The sequence below is a fragment of the Paenarthrobacter sp. NyZ202 genome (assembly GCF_049860755.1).
Classification (GTDB): domain Bacteria; phylum Actinomycetota; class Actinomycetes; order Actinomycetales; family Micrococcaceae; genus Arthrobacter.
The window spans coordinates 4,352,789-4,376,656 of record NZ_CP187556.1 but is presented as its reverse complement, the minus strand read 5'-3'; the positions used below and the strand labels follow the sequence as shown (position 1 = coordinate 4,376,656).

Below are 23,868 nucleotides of genomic sequence, written 5' to 3'. Positions count from 1 at the left end.
TTGGGTATCAAGAAACGAAGGAAATCCTATGAACCAGGCTTTTGTGTACGACGCCGTGCGCACGCCCTTTGGCAAGTTCGGGTCCGGTCTTGCTGCCATCCGTCCGGATGACCTCGCGGCCCATGTGGTCCAGGAGTCGGTTAAGCGTGCGCCTGGGCTGGATGTTGAGCGGATCGATGAGGTGGTGTTCGGGAACGCGAATGGTGCCGGCGAAGAGAACCGCAACGTCGCGCGGATGGCGACGCTGCTGGCTGGCCTGCCCGTCTCGATTCCGGGCACCTCGGTGAACCGCCTTTGTGGTTCGTCGTTGGACGCGGCGATCATCGCATCCCGGCAGATCAACGCCGGTGATGCCGATGTGGTGCTGGTTGGCGGGGCCGAGTCGATGTCCCGTGCCCCGTGGGTGCTGCCCAAAACGTCCAAGCCCTACCCGGCCGGGGACATGACCCTGGCGTCGACCACGCTGGGTTGGCGCTTGGTGAACCCGGCCATGAATAAGGACTGGACCATTTCCCTGGGCGAGGCCACCGAGCGCTTGCGCGAGAAGTACGGGATTACCCGTGAGCGGCAGGACGCTTTTGCGGCGGATTCGCACAACCTGGCAGACGCCGCGTGGAACGAAGGCTTCTACGATTCTTTGGTTACGGCGGTTCCGGGGACGGACCTGGTCCGTGATGAGGGCATCCGTGCCGGTTCTTCGGCGGAGAAGCTTGCCGGGTTGAAGACGGTGTTCCGTCCCGAAGGTTCAGGGCCCGACGGCGGCACGGTCACCGCCGGGAATGCCTCGCCGTTGTCCGACGGTGCTTCGGCTGCGTGGATCGGGTCGGAGGCTGCTGCTGGGATTCTGGGGTTGGAGCCGTTGGCCCGCATTGCAGGCCGTGGCGCGCACGGCAACGATCCCCAGTTCTTCGGGTTTGCCCCGGTGGAGGCCGCCAACAAGGCCCTCGCGAAGGCGGGCATCGGCTGGGACCAAGTTGGCGCCGTCGAACTTAATGAAGCGTTCGCCGCGCAGTCGCTGGCATGCATTGATGCGTGGGGAATCGACCCCTCGATCGTGAACCGCCACGGCGGTGCGATCGCGATGGGCCACCCGTTGGGAGCCTCCGGTACCCGGATCCTTGGCACGCTGGCCCGTTCGCTGCAGGCCTCCGGCCAGCGCTGGGGTGTGGCTGCGATCTGCATCGGCGTTGGGCAGGGCCTGGCCGTGGTGCTGGAAAACGTAACCTCTGGCGTTGAAGGAGCGTAAGGGCGATGTTGAATTTCATTGACACTGTTGGCGAGGCCGTTGCCGGGATCAAGGACGGTTCCACGGTGATGATCGGCGGTTTCGGCAATGCCGGGCAGCCGTTCGAGCTGATCGATGCGCTGATGGATTGCGGCGCGAAGGACCTGACCGTGGTGAACAACAACGCCGGCCAGGGTGACCAGGGCCTGGCGTTGCTGATCAAGGAAGGTCGGGTCAGGAAGATGATCTGTTCCTTCCCCCGGCAGTCCGATTCCTGGCACTTCGACGCCAAGTACCACGCGGGGGAGATCGAACTGGAACTGGTCCCGCAGGGGAATCTGGCCGAACGCATCCGCGCTGCCGGGGCCGGTATCGGCGGCTTCTTCACTCCCACGGGCTATGGCACCACGCTGGCCGAGGGCAAGGAAACCCGGTTCCTCGACGGGAAATGGCAGGTGTTCGAGACGCCGATCCACGCCGACGTTGCGCTGATCAAGGCACTCAAGGCCGATGGCAAGGGCAACCTCGTGTACCGCAAGACCGCCCGGAACTTCGGGCCCATCATGGCCGCCGCGGCGAAACACACCATTGTGCAGGTTTCCGAGATCGTGCCCACGGGTTCGCTGGATCCGGAGAACGTGGTGACACCGGGAATTTACGTGAATTCGGTGGTCCGGGTGGACGGCATTGGTTCTTCGAACGGAAAGGTGGCCTGAGCATGGGCACGCAGACAAGCATCCAGACCTCCGAGAAGCCGCTCGGTCGCGATGAACTGGCGCAGTTGGTGGCCCGCGACATCGCCCCGGGCTCGTTCGTGAACCTGGGCATCGGCCAGCCGACGCTGGTTTCGAACTACCTCACCGAGGACCAGAACATCACCCTCCACACGGAAAACGGGATGCTCGGTATGGGGCCGGCAGCTGAAGGGGATGCCGTTGACGGAGACCTGATCAACGCCGGCAAGATCCCCGTCACCGAACTGCCCGGAGCCTCCTACTTCCACCACGCCGACTCGTTCGCGATCATGCGCGGCGGGCACCTGGACATCTGCGTCCTCGGTGCCTTCCAAGTCTCCGCTACCGGTGACCTCGCGAACTGGCACACCGGCGCACCCGACGCGATTCCCGCCGTCGGGGGCGCCATGGACCTGGCCACCGGCGCCAAGGACGTGTTCGTGATGATGACCCTGCTGACCCGTGACGGCGCATCCAAGCTGGTCGAGGCATGCACCTACCCGTTGACCGGCGTCGGCTGCGTTACCCGCGTGTACACCGACAAAGCCGTGTTCCTCACCGGACCCGACGGCGTCACCGTCCGTGAAACGTTCGGCTGCACCTTCGAGGAAATCCAGGAACTCGTCCCGCTGCCGCTGAAGAAGGCAGAGGCCTAACTCTCTCTTAGCGGGGCCCTGAAGTTGGGCCCCGCAAGTGGGGTTGCGCGACTCCGCCTTAATCGGAACGTGTTGAACCCGACGGGGACCAGAGGGGCGTGTCGATGGGCGAAAAGTCGGCTGCTTTACCATCAAGCCTGCGCATCCGTGTCCCCTGTACAGCCGTCAAGGCCTCAGCGCTCAGAGGGGTAGTGAACGTGTTCTCGACGTACGTATATTCCGCGGCAAGCCGGCCGACGGGGGACAGCGCCCCTGTATCTATTCGTCCGCGCTCGAGGTAAAGGTCATCCCGGATGTGAAAGCGGAGAATCTCGCCCCAGACCACGTTCTCGGTCCCGCTCACGGGAATGATCCTGTCCAAGCGGCATTCGTAGGCGATCGGTGCTGAAGCTATCCGCGGTACGGACACGACTTCGCAAGCGGCCTTCCCAATCCCGAGGACGGTGAATTCGTCTTCCTCCGGATCGTATTCATGGGCGGAATCGTGTACTGCGTTCGCATCGGGAACTGTTGCCATGTTCACCACGAATTCGCCAGTATCGCGGATGTTGGTGAAAGTGTCTTTCAGCGATGTCCCGTCGGAGCGCGGTTGCAGGGACAGCGAAATTTTCGGCGGCCGACGGCCCACAGCCGTGAAGAAGGAGATCGGAGCGAGATTGGCAACTCCTTGGCGGGACAGCGTGCTGACCCAGGCAATGGGGCGGGGAAGAATGGAACCGATCAGCAGCTTATAGGCAGCAGATTCGGTAAGGGCTTGGGCATCGATAATCATCTCGGGAGACCTTCCGGGAGGCATAGCCGCATGCGGCTCGGGGGAAGTGCTATCGGGGAGCGGGCCATCCAGCGACCGCGGCCTGGATGGCCCGCGGTCGCTGGATGGGACAGGATGCTGTCAGTTAGCGGAGACGCGCTGTCGGTGGGCTCGGACGTTCGCCCGGTTCCCGCACAGCTTGACGTCGTGCCAGACCCCGCTGTTGTTGTTGGAGCGGTCGTAGAAAACCACATCGCAACCGTGTGCCTTGCAGCTCTTCATTCGGCGGAGGACATCGAGCGTCCCTGCCTCGTGGCATTCGAGCAGCAGCGCTGTTTCGTAATAACGCCAGCCATCTCCGTCTGGCTTGAGTTCCACCCCTTGGGATGTCAGGGTCACCGCGGGGCGGTAGTCGCCGGGTTTAACCGGAGGATCAGGTACCGGCTGGGTTGCCGTTTCCTGGTAAAGGGTGTTGAAGAGGTGAGCACGGAGTGCCAGGAGGCGTAGCCTGTCATCCTCTGTCATCTCGGGAAGTTCTTTCGCCCATCCGAGATCATCGGTCTCGGTCCAATGGGCGATCATGGAGTCTGCCCAATGTTGGGCGGATTCCAGATTTCCCAGGAGGTCGGGCCGGGGGGTTGTTTTCCCGGAACCAATCGTGTTTAGGAAGTCCTGCACCAGACCCAGGTTCCCGGGCGCAACTGCCAACCCGAACCGGGCTGTAGCTGGCCATTCCATTGGTTTTCCTTATCCTTCGCGCCGATCCTGACGACTCCCCACACTTTACCCTTCCTTGCTTAGGTGCTCCTTGAACCAGCGGAGGGCTGCGCTGGAGGTGGTATTGAACTGATCGAGGTACCCATCAAAGTGTCCGCCGGGGAAAAGCACGAGTTCTTTTGGTGGGAGGGCCTCCTGGTAGGCCTTAAGAGCGAGATCCGTAGGTGTCACGGTGTCGTTGTCCGCGACGACCATCATGAGAGGGGTCGGGGACACCCTGGTGATGAAGACCCCGGGCTCGTAGGCACGCGCGGCGCGGGTGGAACGGATGGTGACGTTGTTCTCCCATGCGCCGTCGGGGAGTGGCTGCAGGTAGAAGGCGACCGCATCGGGGTCCGTATAGGCTGCGGGGATTGATCCGTCCGACACCAAGGCAATTCGATGTAGTTCCTCACCTCTCAGTTGGGCGAGCTCATCGGCTGCGAAAGACTCCTCGAGTTTCACGGACGCTCCTGCCGGGACGCGGCGGAGCCCTTGTTGGTAGCCGCTGATCGTGGGCACCTGCGAGACCACTACCTTAACCCTCGGGTCCGTGGCTCCCATGACGATTGCGTGGCCGCCTGAATAGCTTGAGCCCCAAAGGCCAATTCTTTCGGAGTCGACCTCTTCACGCGTCTGAAGATAAGTGACCGCACGGCGCCAGTCGTCGATCTGGCGCCAAGGGTTGATGTCCTGCCGGGGGAGGCCTTCGCTCCGCCCAAATCCGCGATGGTCGTGCAGCAGCACAACAAACCCGGCACTGGCGAAGGCTTCGGCGTACGGAAGTGTGCCGTGTTCCTTCACTCCTCCGTAACCAACTGACATGGTCAATGCCGGAAAAGGCCCCATGCCATGCGAGGGGATGTAGAGGTTGCCGCGAAGCACGACATCTCCCTCCGCGCGAAAGGAAACTTCTTGGACCGTGTAGTCCGTTTCATGCTCAGTCATTGGGCCGAAAATGTCCTTCCTGGATCTTTCCCTTGGTGCGTTGGTACATCTCGGCGGAGAACTCCAGTACCGCAGCCAGGGGACGGTGGCTGATCGAGATATGCCGGATAAGGCCGGCCTCATTTCGCGTCAGGACGGTGACCCCGGAGAAGCGGACGCCGGAGGCTCCTGTCGCTTCCCATTCAATGTACGTACGATCCCCATTTGTGGCTTCGTGGGTGAACGCCAGGGACGTGTAGTAGTTGCTGGCGGCACCCATGGATGTTTGAACGTTCGTGCGTCCATGGAGGGGTTTAAGCAGCGCTGTCGCTTCCAGGACCACATCCTCAGCAAATGCAGAACCGAAGGCATCCTCGGACTTTGCTGCGAAAGCATCGGTCCAGGCCGTCTCCCCGACCTCGGCGGTCCTGATGTCCTGACCTGTGCTTGATGATTGAGACGGGGTCATGATTCCAGTCCTTCGTTGTAACTTGCAGCGTCAACGCGCTGTTTGAGGGCAAGGGCTCCGAAGCCACCTGCGGCGATGAGCAGTGGGACGGCGAAAGCTACGAAAATTGCCCCGATACCCCATCCAGCTGCAATCATGAGGCCGCCGAACAGGCCGGAGAGAATGGCTCCGAGTTTTCCCGCCGAATGCATCCAAGACACGCCCGTCGCCCGGGCATGGGGTGGGAAGGCTTCAGAGGCAAAGGCATTCATTCCACCGTTGGAGCCGCCGTTAAGCAAACCCCAGACCAATCCGAGGGCAAGCAGCGCCGAAAGTGGCCACTGACCGAACGCTACGATCGAGATGGACGCAGCGGTCAAGGCCAGGCCGATGATAAGAACCTTGTATTGGTTGAAGCGGCTCATGGTGTAGCCAATGATGAGTGATCCGATCAGTCCGCCCCATCCGGCCATTCCGATGACCTGCCCTGAGCCCTCCGCGCCCGTCCCCATCTGGGCCATGATCAGGGGCAGGTAGCCGATCAAAACGTAGGTGACGGTGCAGTTGACCAGATATGCGAACCACACAACGACGCTGGTCAGGACAAGCTTCCGCGAAAGAACGGTCCTGATGCCTCCCTCCAGGGGCGGGGTTCCCGCGGCTTGGGGTTCGGCAGTTATCGCAATCGGCCGCTCTTCCTGCAAGGACCGGGCCAACCGTCCCACGATCCGCTCGGCTCGTGACAGGCGGTGGGAGCTGTTCAGCAACATCGTCAAGGATTCAGGAAGGAAGAGCGCGACAAGAGGCAAGAGGGCCAGGCCGGCGACCCCGCCAACGATCAGAAGCGACGGCCATCCAAGCGTCGGCACGATAAAGGCTGCCATGTAGCCAACAACAGCCTGTCCGAGCGGAAAACCGCAGAAAACAACGGTGACGAGAAGTGCCTTCCGTTTCCTGGGGAGGTACTCGGAGACCAACGTAATGGCTGTTGGCATGACGGCCCCAAGACCCGCGCACGCAATGGCGCGGCAGATTCCTATGGTTTCGAAAGAGCTGGTACTGCCTGCTACGAGGAGTGACACGGCGAATAGAGCCACGCTGACCAGAAGTGTGGGCTTCCGGCCAAAGCGGTCTGCGACCGGCCCCGCTACCAGGGCGCCCAAGGCCAGTGCGATGTATCCGGCCGTGGCCACTACAGTCACCTGCTGCACGGTGACACCCCAGTCGGCTATGACGTGCGGGTAAACGAAGCCCCAAACACCAATGTCGATACCATCCAAAAGTACGCACAGAAAGCCGACCAGGATGACTGCCACGCGACGTCTTCCCAACCGGGGGGTATCAAGGAGGTCGCGGACAGTCAGCGGAGCTTGGATTGATGTTTCCGACATCTCACGCCTCCACTCGGGTCAGGGTGCTGACGAAGGTACCCACAATCCGCGCAACGTCAGAAGGCTGTTCCAGATGGGGAATGTGTCCGGCGCGCTCGATGCTCATGGAAGAGATATTCTCGAAGCGGGGAAGAACGCCGCTGCCAAGGACCTCGTCTGTGACAAAGGGATCCTCCGTGCCATTGAGGACCAAGGTGGGCCCGCCAAAGGCAGAGTTCTCCAGCCCGGCGGGGTCGCCGTCGTTCCATGCGTCGAAAACCTGGGCCACCACAGCCGGAGCGGGCTTTGCGCCTGAGGTGAGCAAGAGTTCCAGGGCTTGGGGTGTCAGGGAAGCCGTCACTGCAAGCCGTCCTTGGCGTTGCGCTTCAACGTTTCCTCCGAGGCTGCGGAACGACTCGGCGCTTTCGCCGGAGAGGTGCACTCCCGCCAGCGGGATGGGTGTGAGGAGGACCAAACCGGTGACCTTGGCAGGGCGTGCAACTGCCGCGAGCTCGACCAATTGCGCGCCCATGGAGTGTCCCACCAAAACCACCGGGCCGGTTGCGGCGTCGATTGCCTCAACGACGGCTCCGGACAGGTTCTGCAGGGTGAAGGGGCCGGTATCCCGGATGCGCGTTCCCGCCCCAGGCAGGTCGATGGCCTTTACCTGAAGTGTGTTGTCGAGTCGCTTTGTGACGTAGTCCCAGACCGTCTGGTCATCCAGGAATCCGTGGACAAGAATGATGGTCGGGGCTTGCTCGTCATGTTGGTGTGACATGTTCAGATGACTCCTTTGTCGAGGCGAACATTTATAATTGCCCGTTTGGGCGGCCTGCGGTTGGATCAGCGGGTTGGGTTGAGCAATCCAACGGCCCCGTACCAAGCGGGTCCCGGGTTGATGCGGTGGGGGTAGAGGCGGACTATGGCCTCGTAGTACTCCTCCGGAGTGGAAACTGTTGACAGCAAGCGCTTTGCGTCCTTCAGGTAGCGCCGCGTGTCGTCAATTGAGGCAGGATCGTCCGCCGCTCCAGGCGCTTTGTGGCCAGCCACGACGTGTTTCGGGTTGAGATTCTCGATTTTGTCCAGGGCCGCCAGCCACGAGCTGAAGCCGTCTTCCGAGGCTTCGATCAGATACTGATGGACCCCGTTGTACACGGCATCGCCGGCCACTACGAGGGAGAGATCGGGAACCCACAGTGCCGTCGTGTCGTCGGTGTCGGTGTGGCCCAATTCGACGGGGACCATGAGGTGATTCTCCAACGTAAAGCCTTCGGCCGGAACCTCTTCGGCCAACAGTGGCGATGGCGGAACCAGCCCCGGGAAGACTGCGTCCCATAGGGTTTCCCGTCCTGTGGTGGCCTGCTGCTCCATTCCTGCCAGCGTCCCCGTAGTTGCGTAGACCTTCACGTCAGGGAACCCGGAGAGAAGCTCCCCGGTCCCCAGCCAGTGGTCGCCATGGGCATGGGTGATGTAGATGTACCGCAGGGTCTTTCCCGAGTCGTGTATCCAGTTGCGCACACGCTCCACCTGGCCATAGGTGTAGGGGGCGTCGACCAACACGGCATCGCGCTCGCCGCTGATCAGAGTAATGCTTAGCGGCGACGAAACGATGGACTCCCCCGTGGGAAGCCGCTGGTCGCTAACTCTAGGGGTCCCGTCGAGGACAAGTACTTCGTAGGACAAATTCGTCATGTCTGGCTCCTCCGGTCAACGTTGACCGATTCAGAAGGTGTAATAAGTATCGCATTGATGCTTATTACTACTGGTGCTGTAATAGTCACACAAGTGATACCTATTACACAAGAGGAGAATCTCATGGCATTCAGAGCCCTGCTGGCAACAAAAGCGGGAGCGTCGATCGCCGCTGACGTAGTGACGCTCTCCGAGGACGACCTCATGCCCGGAGACGTCACGGTCAACATCGACTACTCAACGGTCAACTACAAGGACGCATTGGCCCTCACTGGGAGATCCGGGATCATCCGCCAGTTTCCGCTGATAGGGGGCATCGACCTCGCGGGCGTGGTTGAATCTTCTTCCTTTCCGGGCCTCAAGCCCGGTGATCGCGTTGTGGCCAACAGTTGGGGACTCAGCCAAACCCACCACGGGGGTTTCGCGCAGAAGGCGCGACTGAGCGGGGACTGGTTGGTCAAATTGCCGGACGAGTTCACCACGAAAGACGCCATGGCCATCGGTACTGCCGGCTATACGGCCATGCTTTCGGTTCTTGCCCTTGAACGCGGTGGGATCACACCCCGGAGCGGCGACATTCTCGTCACTGGAGCGAACGGTGGGGTGGGCTCCATCGCTATCGCCCTTCTTGCCGATCTCGGCTATCGGGTGATCGCCTCCACGGGACGCACCCAGGAGAGCCAGTATCTCCGGTCCCTGGGGGCGGCTGAGATCATCGACCGTCACACCCTGTCCGAACCCGGGAGTCCACTCGGGGCAGAACGATGGGCCGGTGCAGTGGACTCCGTCGGAGGACAGACCTTGGTTAGCGTCCTTGCCCAGACGAAGTACCGCGGCGTTGTAACGGCGTGCGGACTCGCCCAAGGAACGGATCTTCCAGGGTCGGTGCTGCCGTTCATCATCCGTAATGTCACCCTTGCCGGTATCGACTCTGTCAAGGCCCCCGGGATGTGCGTTTGGAAGCGTGGACGCGACTGTCCCGCGATCTCGACCTTCGGAAGCTTGCACGCACCACAAGCACGGTTGGGCTCTCCGAAGTCCCCGCCATGATTCCCGCATTGCTTCAGGGCAAAGTGCAGGGCCGGGTCGTCGTGGACGTCAACAACTAGAAGAACGGGCTCAAGACAATGACCAAAATAGAAGGCTCGACCGTCCTGGTGACCGGCGCCGGGGGAGGTCTGGGCCGCCAATGGGTCAACCAGTTTCTCTCCCGAGGGGCAGCCAAGGTCTATGCAACCACACGTTCACGTTTGGAGTGGGAAGACGCCAGGGTAGTCCCGCTCCGCCTTGATGTAACCAACGAGGACTCCATTGCTGCGGCAGCTGAATATGCGAGCGATACCAATATCGTGGTCAACAACGCCGGAATCCCGCTCTACGGGCCCATGTCCACGGTAAGCACGAACATGCTTCGCGACGTGTTCGAGGTCAATTTCTTTGGTGCTGTGGCCGTCGCACGCCACTTCGTCCCACATCTGGGAGCCAACGGGGGAGGTGCAATCGTAAATGTCCTGTCAGTGCTGAGCTGGTATGCGCGCAGTGGTGGCTACAGCGCTGCCAAGGCTGCCTTATGGTCCGCAACGAATTCCCTGCGGCTCGAGTTGATCCCGCAGGGAACGCACGTCCTCGCCCTCCACATGGGCTACGTCGACACGCCGATGACCGCAGGGATAGAAGCGCCAAAGTCGAGTGCTGAGGAAATAGTCAGGGTCGCCCTGGATGGTTTGGAGTCGGGCGAAAACGAGGTCCTGGCCGACGCGACGGCCCGGAAGGTTCGTGAATCCCTCAGCGCGCCGCTTAGCGCCCTGTATCCCGAACTCGGAGGGAAAGCCGGGGCACTTTAGGATTGGTAACCATGAGCGAATCCGCAACGACCCCGCAGGCCAGCGACCAGTACGTACAGTCGTTGGCGCGGGGTCTTGCGGTGATCCGGGCGTTCGACGCGAACAACCCGGTCATGACGCTCAGTGAAGTCGCGGCCCGCACGGATCTGACGCGGGCCACGGCACGACGTTTCCTGCACACTCTCGTTGAGCTCGGCTACGTCCGCACCGACGGCAAGACCTTTGCGCTCACGGCAAAGGTGCTGCAGCTGGGGTATTCGTACCTTTCGGCGCTGTCGTTGCCGCAGCTCGCCCAGCCGCACCTGGAGGAACTGAGCCTGAAACTCGGGGAGTCCACCTCCGCTGCTGTTTTGGACGGCCAGGACATCTTCTACGTTGCCCGCGTTGCCACCAAGCGCATCATGAATGTGGGCATCACCGTGGGCACCCGGTTCCCCGCGTACGCCACCTCCATGGGCCGCGTATTGCTCGCTGGCCTGCCGCCGGCCAAGCTGGATGCCTACTTGGAGAGCGCCGAACTCAAGCCCCTCACTCCGCGAACCGTCGCCAGCGCGCCCGAGCTGAGGTCCGCCGTCGAGCGTGTCCGGAAGCAAGGCTGGTGCCTGCTGGACCAGGAGTTGGAACTCGGCCTCATGTCCATCGCGGCGCCGGTTCACAACCGCAACAACGGCGATACCGTGGCGGCGATCAACGTGTCCCTGCAGGCGCAAGCGGTCGCCGCTCAGCCGCAGGACTACCTCGATTCAGTGCGGGAAGCCGTCGTGGCCGCCGCGGACGCGATCTCCCAGGACGTCTCCTCCAAGCACTGACCCAAGTAGGTCGCAGCAGAGCGCGTTTAGACCCGTCAAAACGCGCACAAATGCGACCTAGTTGGGTACCACAACGGCTACTTGCGGATCGCTGCCAGCCGGGTCTCCAGGATCCGGCGCACCAACGAGTCGGGCACCGGATTCTCCGATGAAAACCGCAGCGTCCCCGGCGACCACGAGTACCCGCCCAGCTCCTCGGACATCTCCGGCAGGATCTGTCCGCTGAACGGGTACAACGCCAGATGCTTCTTGGTCTCCTGAACGCTGACGAAGCCCTTGCCGTCAACGAGCAGTGCCGGCATTCCGTAGCTGGTGCCTTCCTCAACATCCGGCGCCAACTCCCGGGCAATCTCCACAATCCGCTCCAAGACAGGACGGTTGGTGGCGCTGACGTTCTCCAGGTATTCCGTCACGGTTCCCATGGGCCAATGCTGCCTCACGCTCCGAGGGAAGGCCAGCAACTCAGCGCTCCGGAATGACCGCAATTCCCTGGATCTCGATCATGGCTTCCTTCTGCCAGAGCCTCGTGACTCCGATGCCCGCCATGGCCGGGTACTGCGAGCCGGCCATCTCGCGCCAGATGCGCCCGATTTCGCGGCCGTTGGCCATGTAGTCGTCCACGTCGGTGAGATAGATGGTCACGTTGACCAGATCCTCGGGTTGGCCGCCGGCTTCGCGCAGCGTGGTGAGGACATTGGAAAACGCCTGCGTGAACTGCTCCACTATCCCGCCGGGCACGATGTTCATGTTTTTATCCAGCGCTGTCTGCCCGCCCAGGAACACGGTGTTTCCGGCGAGCATGCCGTGGGCAAATCCGGACGGCTTGGGCAGCGATTCCGGGTTGATGGTCTTGTGGCTCATGGTGGTCCTCCTCGGTTGTGACAGTTGCGAAAACTTTTGAAAAGCCCCTATGCAGATCATTCCCGCCCTGCTACGTTGAGCATATGTGACGATCGTAAAAAAGTCGACACATCGGATATCTCGAAGGGAACCCAGCGATGAAACTAGCCACCCTGCGCGTTTCGGGCGGACGTACGACGGCGGCACTCGCCACTGGCGAGGGCACTTACCGAACGCTTCCGGCCAGTGATGTGGGCGCACTCCTGGCCCAGGACAATTGGCGGTCCGTGGTGGAAGCAGCCGACGGAGAAACCATCAGCAACCCTGACTTCGCTCCGTTGCTCCCCAATGCCGGCAAGGTGATCTGCTGTGGCCTGAACTACGGTGACCACATTCAGGAGATGGGCCGGGATCTCCCCGAATACCCAACACTGTTCGCCAAGTATGCGGACACCTTGGTCGGCGCGAACGATCCTGTAGAAGTCCGCGGGAGTGGGCGCGTCGACTGGGAAGCCGAGCTGGCCGTCGTCGTGGGTTCCGAGCTGTACCAAGCGGATGAGGACCAGGCGCGCGAGGCAATAGCCGGCTACACCGTTGCCAACGACGTCTCCATGCGCGACTGGCAAAACCGGACGCTGCAGTGGTTCCAGGGCAAGGCCTGGGACGGCACTACTCCTGTAGGCCCGGTGTTGGTCACCGCGGACGCGGCCGGGGAACACTTCCAGGTCAAGGGCTACGTCAACGGCGAGCTCGTCCAGGACGGCAACACCCGCACGCTCGTCTTCGGACCGGCGCAACTGCTGTCTTACATTTCGCAGTTCACCATCCTGCGCCCGGGCGACCTCGTCCTCACGGGGACGCCCGGGGGAGTGGGCATGGGCATGACCCCGCCACGTTTCCTGCAGGACGGCGACACGCTGACTACCGAAATCGACGGGATTGGGCGGCTGGAGAACCGCTTCGCGATCCACGCACCCGTCCACGCCTAAGAACACAGCCCAAACAAGAGGAGAAACCCATGAGCCAGGCCACCACCGAATACCGCCTCGAAGGCGACAACTCCATCTACGCCCAGCCGGACGGCAAGGTAGTCCCTGTCGTCACCCGTGCCGGCGCAGAGGACACCAACACGGCCCAGTCCGGCGACTGCATCCGCGTCTCCGGCGTCAGCATCCAGCACACCCCGGCAACCAAGATTTGGTTCGGCCAGGTCTCAAACACTCCCGGCTACCGCTCGCTGCCGCACCACCACGGCGAAGCGGAAACCGGCGGCTACGTTCTCCGCGGCCACGGCCGGATCTACTTCGGTGAGAACTACTCAGAGTTCATCGACATGAAGGCCGGCGACTGGGTATTCGTGCCGCCGTTCATGCCGCACGTCGAGGCGAACATGTCTGTCACCGAGGAACTTGTCTGGCTGACCGCCCGTACGCCGGAGAACCTCGTGGTCAACCTCGAGGACGTCCCTGACGAGACCCTCGCCGACTACCGCCGGGCATAGCCATGATCACGGGAACCCTGACATCGGAGACCTTCCTCCGCGCTGTTGAGCTGACAAAGACCGAACCCCAGGTCTTCGACGAAGCGTATGAGGCCACTACCCAGTACGTTCCGTGGCCCAAGGCTTACGGTGGAGACATGGTGGCCCAGGCCGCAGCGGCGATGATGCGCTCGGTGGATGCCGACCGGCAGCTCCACTCGATGCACAGTTACTTCATGCGTCCGGTGGATATCGGCTCCACGGTCCGGTACGAGGTTGAGCGCCTGCGCGACGGTCGCGGCTACTCCACCCGCACGGTCCGGGGTTTCCAGAACGGCAAGCCCGTGTATGCCGCGATGGGGTCCTTCCATGTTCCCGAAGACGGGCCGGACTTCCAGCCTGAGGCGCCTGCCGCCGTCGAGCCTGAATCGCTGCGCTCCGCAGCAGAGGCGCTCACCGAAAGCGAAGGCCCGGCCGCTGATTACTGGGCAACCGGCCGTAGTTTCGACATGCGGCATATTCCCGGTCCGGTATATGTCGAGCTGGAGGGTGGAGCCGCCCCCCAGCAGGCCATCTGGGTCAAAGCCTTCGACACCCTGCCTGATGACACCAACCTCCAGCGCACGGCACTGGCCTACGTCTGCGACTACACCATCTTGGAACCACTGCTCCGGGTCAACGGCCTCAACTGGTCCAGCCCCGGCCTCGCCACCGCCAGCCTTGACCACTCCATGTGGTTCCACCGCGACGGCCGGGTGGACGACTGGGTGCTGTATGCCCAGGAAGCCATCTCCGGCCAGAGCAACCGCGGCCTCGCCATGGGCCGCTTCTTCGACCGTCAGGGACGGCTCCTGGCAACCGTCGCCCAAGAGGGCATGATTCGCGCCTGAAACCCCCATCCCCAGCCCCAACGACGCACCACTGAAAGGAACGGCCATGAGCATGTTGCCATCGGCCCACGTGGACACGTTCACCCGAGACCACCTGCCGTCCACCGATACCTGGCCGGCGTTCGAATTCCCCCTCCCCGAACTGAACTACCCGGACCGGCTCAACGCCGCCGCCGTGCTGATCGACGACGCTGTCGCCCGGCACGGCGCCGACCGCCCCGCCCTCCGCACCCCGGACGGCGTTGTCTGGACGTACGGCGAGCTCCAGACCCGCTCCAACCAGGTGGCCCAGGTCCTCACCGAAGACCTTGGCGTCGTCCCCGGTAACCGCGTCCTGCTGCGGGGACCGAACAACCCGTGGATCGTGGCTGCCTGGCTCGGCGTACTGAAAGCCGGCGCCGTGGTGGTGACCACCATGCCCATGCTGCGCTCCACCGAGGTCTCCACGATCATCGAGCTGACAAAGCCCGTTGTGGCGATTTCCGACCACCGCTTCGTGGACGAGCTCGCGGTGGCCGCAGGTGATGACGTCACGGTCCTGACGTACGGAAAGAACGACGACGGCGACCTCACCGCCCGCTGCTCGCGCAAGAGCGGGGTGTTCACGCCAGTGGACACGTCCTCGGACGACGTTGCCCTGCTGGGGCCGACGTCCGGAACTACGGGCGTGCCCAAGGTGACCATGCACTTCCACCGCGACATCCTCGCCAATGCGGACACCTTTGCCCGGTACATTCTGGAGCCCACGGCGGATGACGTCTTCGCGGGATCTCCCCCGCTTGCCTTCACGTTCGGCCTGGGCGGACTGGTGGTCTTCCCACTCAGGTTCGGCGCATCGGCCTTGCTGACCGAGAAGGCCGGACCCGTGGAACTGGCTGAGCGGGCAGCAGAGGCCGGAGCCACGGTGCTCTTCACCGCTCCGACGGCCTACCGGGCCATCCTCAAGGAGAAGCGCGGCGATCTGCTCAGCGGTCTTAGGATCGCCGTCTCCGCGGGCGAACACCTGTCCAAGGAAACGTGGGAGGCCGTCCACGAGGCTACCGGCCTGCGTCTGGTCAACGGCATCGGCGCCACCGAAATGCTGCACGTATTCATCTCAGCCGCGGGGGACGATATCCGTCCCGGCACCACGGGCAAGGCTGTGCCAGGCTACCGGGCCACCATCCTGGACCAGGACGGCAAGGAACTCGGCCCGGGACAGTCCGGCCGCCTCGCCGTCATTGGCCCCACGGGCTGCCGCTACCTCGATGATCCCCGGCAAGCCAACTATGTGGTGAATGGCTGGAACGTCACGGGAGACACCTTCTCCATGGACGAGGACGGCTACTTCACCTACCAGGCACGCTCGGACAACATGATCGTTTCCTCCGGATACAACATCGGCGGACCCGAAGTGGAAGCAGCCATCGACCAGCACCCCGACGTCGTGGAAAACGCGGTCATCGGCATCCCGGATGAGCAACGCGGAAGTATCGTGTGCGCGTTCGTGGTCCTGCGTGAAGGCGTCACAGGAGACGCGGCCAAGCGCAAGGAAATCCAGGACTTCGTGAAGCAGACCATCGCTCCGTACAAGTACCCACGCGATGTCCGCTTCGTCACCGAACTTCCACGCAATCCCAGCGGCAAACTGCAGCACTTCAAGCTGCGTGACCGCGTCCTCGCAGAAGAACCAGAGACACAGGAACTTACCGCCGCCGGCCAAAGCCAGGCGTAGCGGGCCCGAGAAGGAGCAACACCATGAAGATCGCAATCGTCGGAGGCGGCCCGGGGGGCCTGTACTTCGCAGCACTGATGAAGCAGCTCGACCCGTCCCACGACATCACCCTCTGGGAACGCAACGCCGCCAGCGATACCTTCGGGTTCGGCGTCGTGTTTTCCGATGAGACCCTCGGCGGCATCGGCAACGCCGACCCCGTAGTGGCCGACTACATGAGCCGCCGCTTCGCCCGCTGGTCCGACATCGACATCCACTTCCGCGGCGAAATGATCACGGTCGGAGGCCAGGGCTTCGCTGCCATGAGCCGCAAGGAATTGCTGGAACTCCTCCAGCGGCGATGCATCGAACTCGGCGTCGATGTCCGGTTCAGCACCATGGCACCGGCCATCGAGGAGCTGGAGGCCAACTACGATCTTGTCCTCGCAGCAGACGGCGTGAATTCCCAGATCCGCGCCAAGTACGCCGACGCGTTCGGCCCTGACCTGGATCCGCGCACCAACAAGTACATGTGGCTCGGAACGGACCAGGTGTTCGAGGCCTTCAAGTTCTTTGTGAAGGAAACCGAGTGGGGTGTCATGCAGATCCACGGCTACCCGTACTCGGACGAAGGCTCCACGTTCATCGTCGAAATGCATGAGGACGTGTGGCACGCCGCAGGCTTCGACGAGACCGCCAATGAGGTGTTCCCTCCGGGTGTCTCCGACGAGAAAGCCATCGCCAAGATCCGCGACATCTTCGCTGAGGAACTGGCCGGCTACGAGGTCCTCTCCAACAATTCCAAGTGGCTGAACTTCAACACGGTCCGCAACCAGAGCTGGCGCAAGGGCAACGTGGTCCTGGTGGGCGACGCCGCCCACACGGCACACTTCTCCATCGGCTCCGGGACCAAGCTGGCCATGGAAGACTCCCTTGCGTTGGCTGCGTGCCTCCACGAGCACCCCACGGTGGAGGCAGCCCTGGAAGCCTATGAAACCGAACGGCGTCCCGTGGTGGCCTCTACCCAGCGTGCCGCGCAGGCTTCCCTTGAATGGTTCGAGCGCATCGGCCAGTACAAGGATCAGGACCCCACACAGTTCGCGTTCAACCTGCTCACCCGCAGCCGGCGCATCACGCAGGAGAACCTGCGCCTGCGTGATCCTGAATTCGCCGACGCCGTGGACCGGAACTTCGCCGCAGCCCAGGGCCTCACCGAGGTGGCCCCGGCCATGTTCCAGCCCTTCAGCATCGGCGAACTGGAACTCAAGAACCGCATCATCGTCTCGCCCATGGACATGTACTCCGCCACCGACGGCATCCCCGGCGACTTTCACAAAGTCCACCTGGGTTCCAAGGCCCTGGGTGGCGCCGGACTGGTGATGACGGAAATGGTGTGCGTCTCCGAAGCGGGCCGCATCACCCCCGGCTGCAGCGGCCTCTACACGGACGAACAGCGGGACAGCTGGAAGGAAATCGTCGATTTCGTGCACTCCCGTTCCACCGCCAAAATCGGTGCACAGCTGGGTCACTCGGGCCGCAAGGGCTCCACCAAGCTCATGTGGGAAGGAATCGACCAGCCACTCGACTCCGGCAACTGGACCGCCGTCGGACCTTCCGCCCTTCCGTACGGCCCCGGAAACCAGACCCCGCAGGAACTGGACCGCGCCGGCATGGACGCCATCAAGGCCGAGTTCGTCGCAGCAACAAAGCGCGCGGAGCAGGCAGGCTTCGACCTCCTGGAAATCCACGCGGCCCACGGCTACCTGCTCTCCTCCTTCCTCTCGCCGGTTTCCAACCAGCGCACGGACGAATACGGCGGCAGCCTGGAGAACCGGCTGCGGTTCCCGCTGGAAGTCTTCGACGCCGTCCGTGCGGCTTGGCCTGCCAACAAGCCGGTGACGGTGCGCATCTCCGCGACGGACTGGATCGACGGCGGCAACACCTCGGATGACTCGGTCGCCATCGCCAAGGCGTTTGTTGAGCATGGTGCCGCCGGGCTTGATGTCTCTACCGGCCAGGTCGCCAAGGAGGAGAAGCCCGCGTTCGGACGCAGCTACCAGACCCCGTTCGCGGACCGCATCCGCCAGGAAGTTGCCGCTCCGGCAGGCGTGGCAGTGATCGCCGTCGGCGCCATCTCAAGCTACGACGACGTGAACTCGATCCTGCTCGCCGGACGTGCCGACTTGATCGCCCTTGGCCGCACGCACCTGTACGATCCCCAGTGGACCCTGCACGCAGCCGCGGAGCAGGAATACCAAGGCCCCGGCGCCGACTGGATCCCCCAGTTCCGTGCCGGACGCCGCAAGCCGCCAAGCTCCCGCACGGACGCCGTCCGCCCGCGGTTGTCCCTCCTGAAGGAGCCCGATGCCGAACAACTCAACGCCCACCTCCGCTGGACGCCTGCAGCAGCAGCGTCAGCCGCAGCTTCGGTGCTGGTGAAGTAGCCATGGCCGCCGCCTCCGTGAACACCTGGAACGTCCCCAAGCGGACCACCGGTGTGGTGCTGTTCTGCTGCTGGCTTGCCATCCTTGCGGAAGGATACGACGTCGGCGTGCTGGGTGCCGTGCTTCCCGCACTCGCCGAGTACAAGGAGTGGAACCTTTCGCCGCTGGCCCTGGGTGGCCTTGGCTCATATGCCTTGATTGGCATGCTGATTGGTGCCCTGTTCATCGGGACCCTCAGCGACCTCGTGGGCCGGAAGAAAATGCTGCTCGCCTCCATGGCGATCTTCACGCTGACCCAGGCCGGAGCCGCCTGGGCTCCGACGCCGGAAATCTTCGGAATCTTCCGACTCATCGGCGGGCTTGGCATGGGCGGTGTCATCCCGGTGGCCGCTGCCCTGACCATCGAATACTCGGCGCCGAACAAGCGCTCCTACAACTATGGGTTGATGTATTCGGGTTACTCGCTGGGCATTGTGGCCGCGGCGCTGGCGGCACTGTTCGTCCTGCCGCTGGGTGGGTGGCGCGCGGTCATCGCGATCGGCGCCGTCCCTGTCCTGCTGATCCCGGTCATCTGGAAGTTCCTGCCCGAATCCCTGGAATACCTGGAGTCAAAGGGGCGCCGGTCCGAAGCGGAAGCGTTGGCTTCCAAGCTGCGGATCAGCGACTACCGGCCCACTGTTGCTGCAGCTACGCCGGGCTCCCAAGCCGCTCCGGCTGATCCGTGGTGGAAGACCATCACCACCATGTTCTCCCTGAAGTACCTCCGCTCCACCGTGTTCTTCTGGATCTCGCTGTTCTGTGGCCTGGTGCTGGTCTACGGCCTCAACACCTGGTTGCCCAGCATCATGAAGAAGGCCGGCTATGACCTCGGCTCGTCGCTGACCTTCCTCCTGGTCTTCAGCCTCGCCTCGGCCATCGGCGGACTGCTCCTGGGCCGGGCCGCGGACAAGTACGGCAAGAAGCTGATCCTGGTGGTGTTCTACATCCTGGGTGGGCTGGGAATCATGCTCCTGGTCTTCCCGAACACCATGGTGGTCAACCTGCTGTTCGTGGCCTTCGCCGGCGTTGGCTCGATCTCCACGTCGCTGGTGCTCACGGGTTACATCGCCGACTACTACCCGGCGAAGGTCCGCGGCACAGCCACGGGCTGGGCACTCAGCTTCGCCCGGCTCGGTGCCATTTCCGGTCCGTTGATCGGTGGGTGGATTGCGGGGTCCAAGCTCCCGTTCGAGGCGAACTTCGCCATCTTTGCCGGAATCGCCGTGGTGGCCGCGGCCGCCGTCGCGCTCATTCCCAAGCCGCAGCCGGATCAGCCGGTGGCGGCAGCGAGCACCGACCCGGAGGCCGAGGACGCCAACGTCCCGGCCCGGTAAGGAAGGGCAGGTCATGGAGTTTCCGGAAGCAAGCGTCACCCGGACGGTGGAATGGGTGGACACCGACGCCTCGGGCCACCAGCACAACTCGGCCGTCCTGCGGTGGGTGGAAGCCGCCGAAGCCGAGCTCTTCCGGAAACTCCAACTGCCGGATTACTTCCCCCACGCTCCGCGCGTCCAGCAGGTGGTCAACTACAAGTCCAAGCTGTGGTTCGGCCAGCGCGTCACCGCGACGGTCAGGGTCCACCAGCTCGGGCGGACGTCGCTCACGTTGGGGTTCGAGGTGGTGGGCCACCCGCTCGAAACCTCCGCGGACAATAACTACGACGGCGGTACCGACGACGGCGGCACACCGGCAGGCAGCGTAGTGGCCGCTTTCGGGACGGTCACCACGGTCCACGTTCCCAACGGAACCACCGCATCACAGCCCTGGCCGGAACATCTGGTCAGGGCTGTGCAGGGCCCGGTTTCGTCCCCGCGAGATGGCACTTAATGACAGTCCGGGAGCCCGGGATGTTATGTCTCGATACATCGGTGACAGTTCTGCATCAGAACATCGGTGACACAACACGGGGTCTTGGTGGTGACACTTCGCTCTGATTACCCGGGTCTATGGGTTGAACTAGGCTGATGTGAAACCTAATGATCCCGTTGATGCGGCGGCTTCGCTTGGAAATCGCTCAGTGGCCTGACGACGCCCCGCGTGGGGCCGTGACCACGTTCTGCGAAGCCCATGACATCAGCCGCAAGACGTTCTATAAGATCCTCGCTATCGCCCGCGAGGAAGGGCAAGCGGCAGCCTTGGAGCCCCGCTCGCGCCGACCGAAAGCCTCTCCCACCCGGCTGGAGGAGACCGTTAAGGACCAAGCAGTCAAGGTTCGCGCGGCGCTGGAGTCCTCAGGCTTGGACCACGGCCCGATCAGCGTTCACGACAAGATGAAGGCCCTTGGAATGGCTGCTCCGTCCACGGCAGCGTTAGCCCGAATTTTCCGTGAGAGGAACGTGGCCCGTAACGAGCCGAAGAAGAAGCCCCGCGCCGCGTGGCGACGCTTTGTCTATCCGGCACCGAACGCGTGCTGGCAATTGGACGCCACCGAGTACGTGCTCTCCGGCGGACGTCAGTGCGTGATTTTCCAGCTCCAAGATGACCATTCCCGGCTGGCCATCGCCTCGCACGTGGCCTCCGGAGAGACCAGCGAAGCAGCCCTGACGGTGGTTAAGAAGGGCATGGCCACCCACGGTGTCCCTCAACGGTTGCTCACGGACAACGGGACCGCGCTGAATCCCACCCGTCTGGGCGTGCAAGGCCAGCTGGTGACGTTCATGAGCTCTCTGGGTGTTTCGATGATCACCGGCAAACCCTACAAACCCACGACGCAAGGCAAGAACGAAAGATTCCATCGAACCTTGTTCAGGTACCTGGACAAACAGCCCATCGCCAGGTCGTTGAACGAGCTGCAGGACCATGTTGACCGGTTCGATGTCATCTATAACACCCAGCGGCCTCACCAGGGCCTGCCCGGCAGGATCACCCCGCAGCAGGCGTGGGAGGCGACCAGTGTCGCCGAACCACCACGTCCACCCGCCCTGGAGCTGGCTGCGCCCCACGTACCTGTATTTCGAACGCCTGAACCGCTGCTTGCCGCAGAGCAGGTGGAGTACCAGGCGATCGCGCCGGAGCAAACGATGCTCGGCAGCCTCATAACCACCGACCCGACCGGACAACACACCCTGAAGGTCTATTCCAACGGGACCGTCAGCTTCAATAGGGTGATCTACTACCTGACCACACGCATGGCCTACCGCCCAGTTCTCATTGACTGGAACAGCGAAGCAATCACGTTCATCAGCCCCGAAGGGGAAATCATCGCGGAATTCGATTGGCCTCCTGCCGGCACCAAACACGTGGGAATGAAATCAGCCCGGTACGCATTCCAGCAGGCTCCATAACCGGGCTCTGCACCGGTGACCGCCGGGAACTGTCACCGATGTCTTGACACACGGACTGTCACCGATGTCCTGATGCAGAACTGTCACCGATGTCCCGAGACATCACATCCGGGAGCCCGGGATTGTCATTAAGTGCCATCTCGGCGGACGGACGCGCGTGGGACGTCGCTCCGCCACCCCCCAAGGTGCGGGTGCCGCCGTCGTGATCTTCCAGGACCCGGCTTGCCGGCAACTTATGATGAACATGATTGGCGCCTGGACTCCGGCGCGGAAATGAGGAAGTTTCTATGTTCGCCGTCCCGGCACCGCCCGTCCGTCACCAGCAGCTCCTGGTGACGATCTTCGGCCTCTACGGGCGGAATGCGGGTGACGCCCTGCCGGTCTCGGCGCTGATCTCCATGCTGGGGACGCTCGGCTACGACGCCCCCGGAGTGCGGTCCTCGGTGTCCCGGCTCAAGGCGAAAGGTGTGCTGAAGAGCGTCCGTGAAGGCGGCATTGCCAAGTACAAGATTGCTGAGTCGATCAGTGACGTGTTCCGTGAAGGTGACCGGCGGATCTTCGCGCCAGAGCAACCCGCGCCGGTGGACACCTGGGTGCTGGCAGTCTTCTCTGTCCCGGAATCGATGCGGAACAGGCGTCACCAGTTGCGCTCGGCGTTGTCCGGACTTGGCTTCGGCTCCGTGGCTTCCGGGGTGTGGATCGCCCCCGCCCACAAGCTCGAGCAGGCACGGGAACGACTCACGGCCAGCGGACTGATCGAATTCGTGGATTTGTTCCGCAGCGACTACGTGTTTGACGGTCCCATGCGTCCCAAGATCTCCGAATGGTGGGACCTCAAGGAACTCGATGGCCAGTTCACCGCGTTCCTTGAGCTGTACCGCGGAGCCGGGCAGTTGTGGGCCGACCGCGTGGGCGGCGACCCGGATGCTGCCTTGGCGCGCTCCACGGAAGAACTGCGGCGGGACGCTTTCCGGTACTACATTCCCATGCTCACCATGTGGCGCCGGTTCCCTTACCGCGACCCCAACCTTCCTTCGGACTACCTTCCGCCGGACTGGCACGGCCCGGAAGTGCGCAGGACTTTCCAGGCCGTGCACCGCCTCGCCGCCCCGCTTGCTGCGGAGTACGCGCACGAAATCATCGCCGGGGCAATGGATCCGGCAGTGGTTTAGTTTTCGGCCGGGGCGACGGCGATGAGTCCAAAGACTTCCCCTTGCAGGCCCTGCACGATCGCCATGCGGCCGAACGGGCTGTCACTGACGGGCATGAGGAGCTTTGCCCCGAGGTGTTCGGCCAGCGCCGCCGTGGCAGCGACGTCGTCGCTGGCGAACCAGGTCAGCCAGTAGTCCGGTGTTTCCCCGGGGAGGGCGCTGTCCAGCTGGATGCCGGCCACTTCGCGCGCGTCCTTTGGGCGCAGGCACGTGGAGTACACCATGTCATGACCGTCGATGTCGTGGTAGCTGAAGCCGAAGACGTCAGCGTAAAACGAGCGGGCCGCGGAGTAATCGCGGGTGTGGAGCTCATTCCAGCACAGGGAACCGTGCTCATTGACGCGTTCCGCCCCGATATGGTTGCCGGCCTGCCAGATGCCGAAGACCGCGCCGCCGGAGTCGGCCGCGACAGCCATACGGCCGGCATCCATGACATCGAAGGGCGGTACCAGAAGCCGGCCACCGGCTGCCTTGACCTGCGCTGCGGTGGCCCCGGCGTCGTCGGAGGACAGGAAGGTGGTCCACGACGGCGGCAGCGCGGCATCATCCTTGGGCCCCAAACCGGCCACCGCATGCCCGTCGAGGTGAGCCAGCAGGTAGCCTCCGGCGGCGTCGTCGGAGGTGTAGCCCCAGCCGAAGAGTCTGGAATAGAAGTCCCTGGCCGACTCAACGTCATCGATGGACAGATCGACCCACATGGGTGTGCCGGGGGGCCATTTGGAGATTTTGGTGGTCATTCGTGACTCCTCAGGGTAGGAATTCCGGGCGTTACCGC

25 protein-coding genes are annotated in these 23,868 nt (G+C 63.0%); 15 read left to right on the top strand and 10 right to left on the bottom strand.

Annotation, left to right across the window (positions count from 1 at the left end; translation table 11 throughout):
- Nucleotides 1-28: 28 nt before the first annotated feature.
- The 3 genes from ACPFL9_RS20295 to ACPFL9_RS20285 are packed head-to-tail and all read left to right on the top strand — an operon-like array spanning nt 29 to nt 2,615.
- Nucleotides 29-1,246 (top strand): thiolase family protein, encoded by a 1,218-nt coding sequence (locus tag ACPFL9_RS20295; protein ID WP_426004845.1) that lies wholly within the window; start codon nt 29-31, stop codon nt 1,244-1,246.
- Between the two features lie 5 nt (nt 1,247-1,251).
- On the top strand, nt 1,252-1,941 hold the full coding sequence (locus ACPFL9_RS20290) for a 3-oxoacid CoA-transferase subunit A (RefSeq protein WP_426004844.1): 690 nt from the start codon (nt 1,252-1,254) through the stop codon (nt 1,939-1,941).
- Between the two features lie 2 nt (nt 1,942-1,943).
- The gene (locus ACPFL9_RS20285; protein ID WP_426004843.1) at nt 1,944-2,615 is read left to right on the top strand and encodes a 3-oxoacid CoA-transferase subunit B; all 672 of its coding nucleotides are present in this window, start codon (nt 1,944-1,946) and stop codon (nt 2,613-2,615) included.
- 58 nt (nt 2,616-2,673) lie between these two features.
- Here the strand turns inward: ACPFL9_RS20285 and ACPFL9_RS20280 are convergent, their stop codons facing one another.
- From ACPFL9_RS20280 to ACPFL9_RS20250, 7 genes are all read right to left on the bottom strand, one after another.
- Nucleotides 2,674-3,387 (bottom strand): flavin reductase family protein, encoded by a 714-nt coding sequence (locus ACPFL9_RS20280; protein WP_426004842.1) that lies wholly within the window; start codon nt 3,385-3,387, stop codon nt 2,674-2,676.
- Nucleotides 3,388-3,507: 120 nt separating this feature from the next.
- Nucleotides 3,508-4,104, bottom strand: coding sequence for a CGNR zinc finger domain-containing protein (locus ACPFL9_RS20275; RefSeq protein ID WP_426004841.1), 597 nt, complete (start codon nt 4,102-4,104; stop codon nt 3,508-3,510).
- Between the two features lie 45 nt (nt 4,105-4,149).
- Nucleotides 4,150-5,070, bottom strand: a complete 921-nt coding sequence (locus tag ACPFL9_RS20270) for an alpha/beta hydrolase (protein ID WP_426004839.1) — start codon at nt 5,068-5,070, stop codon at nt 4,150-4,152.
- Nucleotides 5,063-5,518 carry a nuclear transport factor 2 family protein gene (locus ACPFL9_RS20265; RefSeq protein WP_426004838.1) on the bottom strand — a complete coding sequence of 152 codons (456 nt, stop codon included), beginning with the start codon at nt 5,516-5,518 and terminating at the stop codon, nt 5,063-5,065. Before ACPFL9_RS20265 ends, ACPFL9_RS20270 begins: the two co-directional genes overlap by 8 nt.
- Nucleotides 5,515-6,888, bottom strand: a complete 1,374-nt coding sequence (locus tag ACPFL9_RS20260) for an MFS transporter (RefSeq protein WP_426004837.1) — start codon at nt 6,886-6,888, stop codon at nt 5,515-5,517. Before ACPFL9_RS20260 ends, ACPFL9_RS20265 begins: the two co-directional genes overlap by 4 nt.
- Before the next feature lies 1 nt (nt 6,889).
- A complete protein-coding gene (locus tag ACPFL9_RS20255; protein WP_426004835.1) occupies nt 6,890-7,645 on the bottom strand; it encodes an alpha/beta fold hydrolase in 756 nt (251 codons plus the stop codon).
- A gap of 65 nt (nt 7,646-7,710) precedes the next feature.
- The gene (locus ACPFL9_RS20250; protein WP_426004834.1) at nt 7,711-8,559 is read right to left on the bottom strand and encodes an MBL fold metallo-hydrolase; all 849 of its coding nucleotides are present in this window, start codon (nt 8,557-8,559) and stop codon (nt 7,711-7,713) included.
- A 123-nt stretch (nt 8,560-8,682) separates the two neighbouring features.
- Here ACPFL9_RS20250 and ACPFL9_RS20245 point away from each other — a divergent pair, with 123 nt between their 5' ends.
- The 3 genes from ACPFL9_RS20245 (at nt 8,683) to ACPFL9_RS20235 (ending at nt 11,212) form a co-directional block, all read left to right on the top strand.
- Nucleotides 8,683-9,609, top strand: coding sequence for an MDR family oxidoreductase (locus tag ACPFL9_RS20245; protein ID WP_426004833.1), 927 nt, complete (start codon nt 8,683-8,685; stop codon nt 9,607-9,609).
- A 77-nt stretch (nt 9,610-9,686) separates the two neighbouring features.
- Complete coding sequence (locus ACPFL9_RS20240; protein WP_426004832.1) at nt 9,687-10,403, top strand: SDR family oxidoreductase; 717 nt, start codon at nt 9,687-9,689, stop codon at nt 10,401-10,403.
- Nucleotides 10,404-10,414: 11 nt separating this feature from the next.
- The gene (locus tag ACPFL9_RS20235; RefSeq protein ID WP_426004831.1) at nt 10,415-11,212 is read left to right on the top strand and encodes an IclR family transcriptional regulator domain-containing protein; all 798 of its coding nucleotides are present in this window, start codon (nt 10,415-10,417) and stop codon (nt 11,210-11,212) included.
- A 77-nt stretch (nt 11,213-11,289) separates the two neighbouring features.
- Here the strand turns inward: ACPFL9_RS20235 and ACPFL9_RS20230 are convergent, their stop codons facing one another.
- Nucleotides 11,290-11,634: an iron chaperone gene (locus ACPFL9_RS20230; protein ID WP_426004829.1), complete on the bottom strand. Its 345-nt coding sequence runs from the start codon at nt 11,632-11,634 to the stop codon at nt 11,290-11,292.
- A 40-nt stretch (nt 11,635-11,674) separates the two neighbouring features.
- Complete coding sequence (locus ACPFL9_RS20225) at nt 11,675-12,073, bottom strand: RidA family protein (protein WP_216927234.1); 399 nt, start codon at nt 12,071-12,073, stop codon at nt 11,675-11,677.
- Nucleotides 12,074-12,210: 137 nt separating this feature from the next.
- Here ACPFL9_RS20225 and ACPFL9_RS20220 point away from each other — a divergent pair, with 137 nt between their 5' ends.
- The 9 genes from ACPFL9_RS20220 to ACPFL9_RS20180 all read left to right on the top strand — a co-directional run bounded on the left by ACPFL9_RS20220 (nt 12,211) and on the right by ACPFL9_RS20180 (nt 23,054).
- Nucleotides 12,211-13,041: a fumarylacetoacetate hydrolase family protein gene (locus ACPFL9_RS20220; RefSeq protein ID WP_426004827.1), complete on the top strand. Its 831-nt coding sequence runs from the start codon at nt 12,211-12,213 to the stop codon at nt 13,039-13,041.
- A 29-nt stretch (nt 13,042-13,070) separates the two neighbouring features.
- On the top strand, nt 13,071-13,553 hold the full coding sequence (locus tag ACPFL9_RS20215) for a cupin domain-containing protein (protein ID WP_144660639.1): 483 nt from the start codon (nt 13,071-13,073) through the stop codon (nt 13,551-13,553).
- 2 nt (nt 13,554-13,555) lie between these two features.
- Nucleotides 13,556-14,422, top strand: coding sequence for an acyl-CoA thioesterase (locus ACPFL9_RS20210; RefSeq protein WP_426004826.1), 867 nt, complete (start codon nt 13,556-13,558; stop codon nt 14,420-14,422).
- A gap of 46 nt (nt 14,423-14,468) precedes the next feature.
- Nucleotides 14,469-16,136 (top strand): AMP-binding protein, encoded by a 1,668-nt coding sequence (locus ACPFL9_RS20205; protein ID WP_426004824.1) that lies wholly within the window; start codon nt 14,469-14,471, stop codon nt 16,134-16,136.
- 23 nt (nt 16,137-16,159) lie between these two features.
- A complete protein-coding gene (locus tag ACPFL9_RS20200) occupies nt 16,160-18,559 on the top strand; it encodes a bifunctional salicylyl-CoA 5-hydroxylase/oxidoreductase (RefSeq protein ID WP_426004823.1) in 2,400 nt (799 codons plus the stop codon).
- 2 nt (nt 18,560-18,561) lie between these two features.
- Nucleotides 18,562-19,932 (top strand): MFS transporter, encoded by a 1,371-nt coding sequence (locus tag ACPFL9_RS20195; RefSeq protein ID WP_426004821.1) that lies wholly within the window; start codon nt 18,562-18,564, stop codon nt 19,930-19,932.
- Nucleotides 19,933-19,945: 13 nt separating this feature from the next.
- Complete coding sequence (locus tag ACPFL9_RS20190; protein WP_426004820.1) at nt 19,946-20,425, top strand: acyl-CoA thioesterase; 480 nt, start codon at nt 19,946-19,948, stop codon at nt 20,423-20,425.
- A gap of 149 nt (nt 20,426-20,574) precedes the next feature.
- A complete protein-coding gene (locus ACPFL9_RS20185) occupies nt 20,575-21,882 on the top strand; it encodes an integrase core domain-containing protein (RefSeq protein WP_426004819.1) in 1,308 nt (435 codons plus the stop codon).
- A gap of 287 nt (nt 21,883-22,169) precedes the next feature.
- Nucleotides 22,170-23,054, top strand: a complete 885-nt coding sequence (locus ACPFL9_RS20180) for a PaaX family transcriptional regulator C-terminal domain-containing protein (RefSeq protein ID WP_426004818.1) — start codon at nt 22,170-22,172, stop codon at nt 23,052-23,054.
- On the opposite strand, the gene ACPFL9_RS20175 is transcribed toward ACPFL9_RS20180, so the two are convergent.
- Complete coding sequence (locus ACPFL9_RS20175; RefSeq protein ID WP_426004817.1) at nt 23,051-23,830, bottom strand: VOC family protein; 780 nt, start codon at nt 23,828-23,830, stop codon at nt 23,051-23,053. The two genes, ACPFL9_RS20180 and ACPFL9_RS20175, sit on opposite strands and share 4 nt — an antisense overlap.
- Nucleotides 23,831-23,868: the final 38 nt, after the last annotated feature.

Coding starts and splice junctions, on each gene's coding strand:
- ACPFL9_RS20295 (WP_426004845.1), top strand. CDS start 29: ATGAACCAGGCTTTTGTGTACGACGCCGTGCGCACGCCCTTTGGCAAG.
- ACPFL9_RS20290 (WP_426004844.1), top strand. CDS start 1,252: ATGTTGAATTTCATTGACACTGTTGGCGAGGCCGTTGCCGGGATCAAG.
- ACPFL9_RS20285 (WP_426004843.1), top strand. CDS start 1,944: ATGGGCACGCAGACAAGCATCCAGACCTCCGAGAAGCCGCTCGGTCGC.
- ACPFL9_RS20280 (WP_426004842.1), bottom strand. CDS start 3,387: ATGATTATCGATGCCCAAGCCCTTACCGAATCTGCTGCCTATAAGCTG.
- ACPFL9_RS20275 (WP_426004841.1), bottom strand. CDS start 4,104: ATGGAATGGCCAGCTACAGCCCGGTTCGGGTTGGCAGTTGCGCCCGGG.
- ACPFL9_RS20270 (WP_426004839.1), bottom strand. CDS start 5,070: ATGACTGAGCATGAAACGGACTACACGGTCCAAGAAGTTTCCTTTCGC.
- ACPFL9_RS20265 (WP_426004838.1), bottom strand. CDS start 5,518: ATGACCCCGTCTCAATCATCAAGCACAGGTCAGGACATCAGGACCGCC.
- ACPFL9_RS20260 (WP_426004837.1), bottom strand. CDS start 6,888: ATGTCGGAAACATCAATCCAAGCTCCGCTGACTGTCCGCGACCTCCTT.
- ACPFL9_RS20255 (WP_426004835.1), bottom strand. CDS start 7,645: ATGTCACACCAACATGACGAGCAAGCCCCGACCATCATTCTTGTCCAC.
- ACPFL9_RS20250 (WP_426004834.1), bottom strand. CDS start 8,559: ATGACGAATTTGTCCTACGAAGTACTTGTCCTCGACGGGACCCCTAGA.
- ACPFL9_RS20245 (WP_426004833.1), top strand. CDS start 8,683: ATGGCATTCAGAGCCCTGCTGGCAACAAAAGCGGGAGCGTCGATCGCC.
- ACPFL9_RS20240 (WP_426004832.1), top strand. CDS start 9,687: ATGACCAAAATAGAAGGCTCGACCGTCCTGGTGACCGGCGCCGGGGGA.
- ACPFL9_RS20235 (WP_426004831.1), top strand. CDS start 10,415: ATGAGCGAATCCGCAACGACCCCGCAGGCCAGCGACCAGTACGTACAG.
- ACPFL9_RS20230 (WP_426004829.1), bottom strand. CDS start 11,634: ATGGGAACCGTGACGGAATACCTGGAGAACGTCAGCGCCACCAACCGT.
- ACPFL9_RS20225 (WP_216927234.1), bottom strand. CDS start 12,073: ATGAGCCACAAGACCATCAACCCGGAATCGCTGCCCAAGCCGTCCGGA.
- ACPFL9_RS20220 (WP_426004827.1), top strand. CDS start 12,211: ATGAAACTAGCCACCCTGCGCGTTTCGGGCGGACGTACGACGGCGGCA.
- ACPFL9_RS20215 (WP_144660639.1), top strand. CDS start 13,071: ATGAGCCAGGCCACCACCGAATACCGCCTCGAAGGCGACAACTCCATC.
- ACPFL9_RS20210 (WP_426004826.1), top strand. CDS start 13,556: ATGATCACGGGAACCCTGACATCGGAGACCTTCCTCCGCGCTGTTGAG.
- ACPFL9_RS20205 (WP_426004824.1), top strand. CDS start 14,469: ATGAGCATGTTGCCATCGGCCCACGTGGACACGTTCACCCGAGACCAC.
- ACPFL9_RS20200 (WP_426004823.1), top strand. CDS start 16,160: ATGAAGATCGCAATCGTCGGAGGCGGCCCGGGGGGCCTGTACTTCGCA.
- ACPFL9_RS20195 (WP_426004821.1), top strand. CDS start 18,562: ATGGCCGCCGCCTCCGTGAACACCTGGAACGTCCCCAAGCGGACCACC.
- ACPFL9_RS20190 (WP_426004820.1), top strand. CDS start 19,946: ATGGAGTTTCCGGAAGCAAGCGTCACCCGGACGGTGGAATGGGTGGAC.
- ACPFL9_RS20185 (WP_426004819.1), top strand. CDS start 20,575: ATGATCCCGTTGATGCGGCGGCTTCGCTTGGAAATCGCTCAGTGGCCT.
- ACPFL9_RS20180 (WP_426004818.1), top strand. CDS start 22,170: ATGTTCGCCGTCCCGGCACCGCCCGTCCGTCACCAGCAGCTCCTGGTG.
- ACPFL9_RS20175 (WP_426004817.1), bottom strand. CDS start 23,830: ATGACCACCAAAATCTCCAAATGGCCCCCCGGCACACCCATGTGGGTC.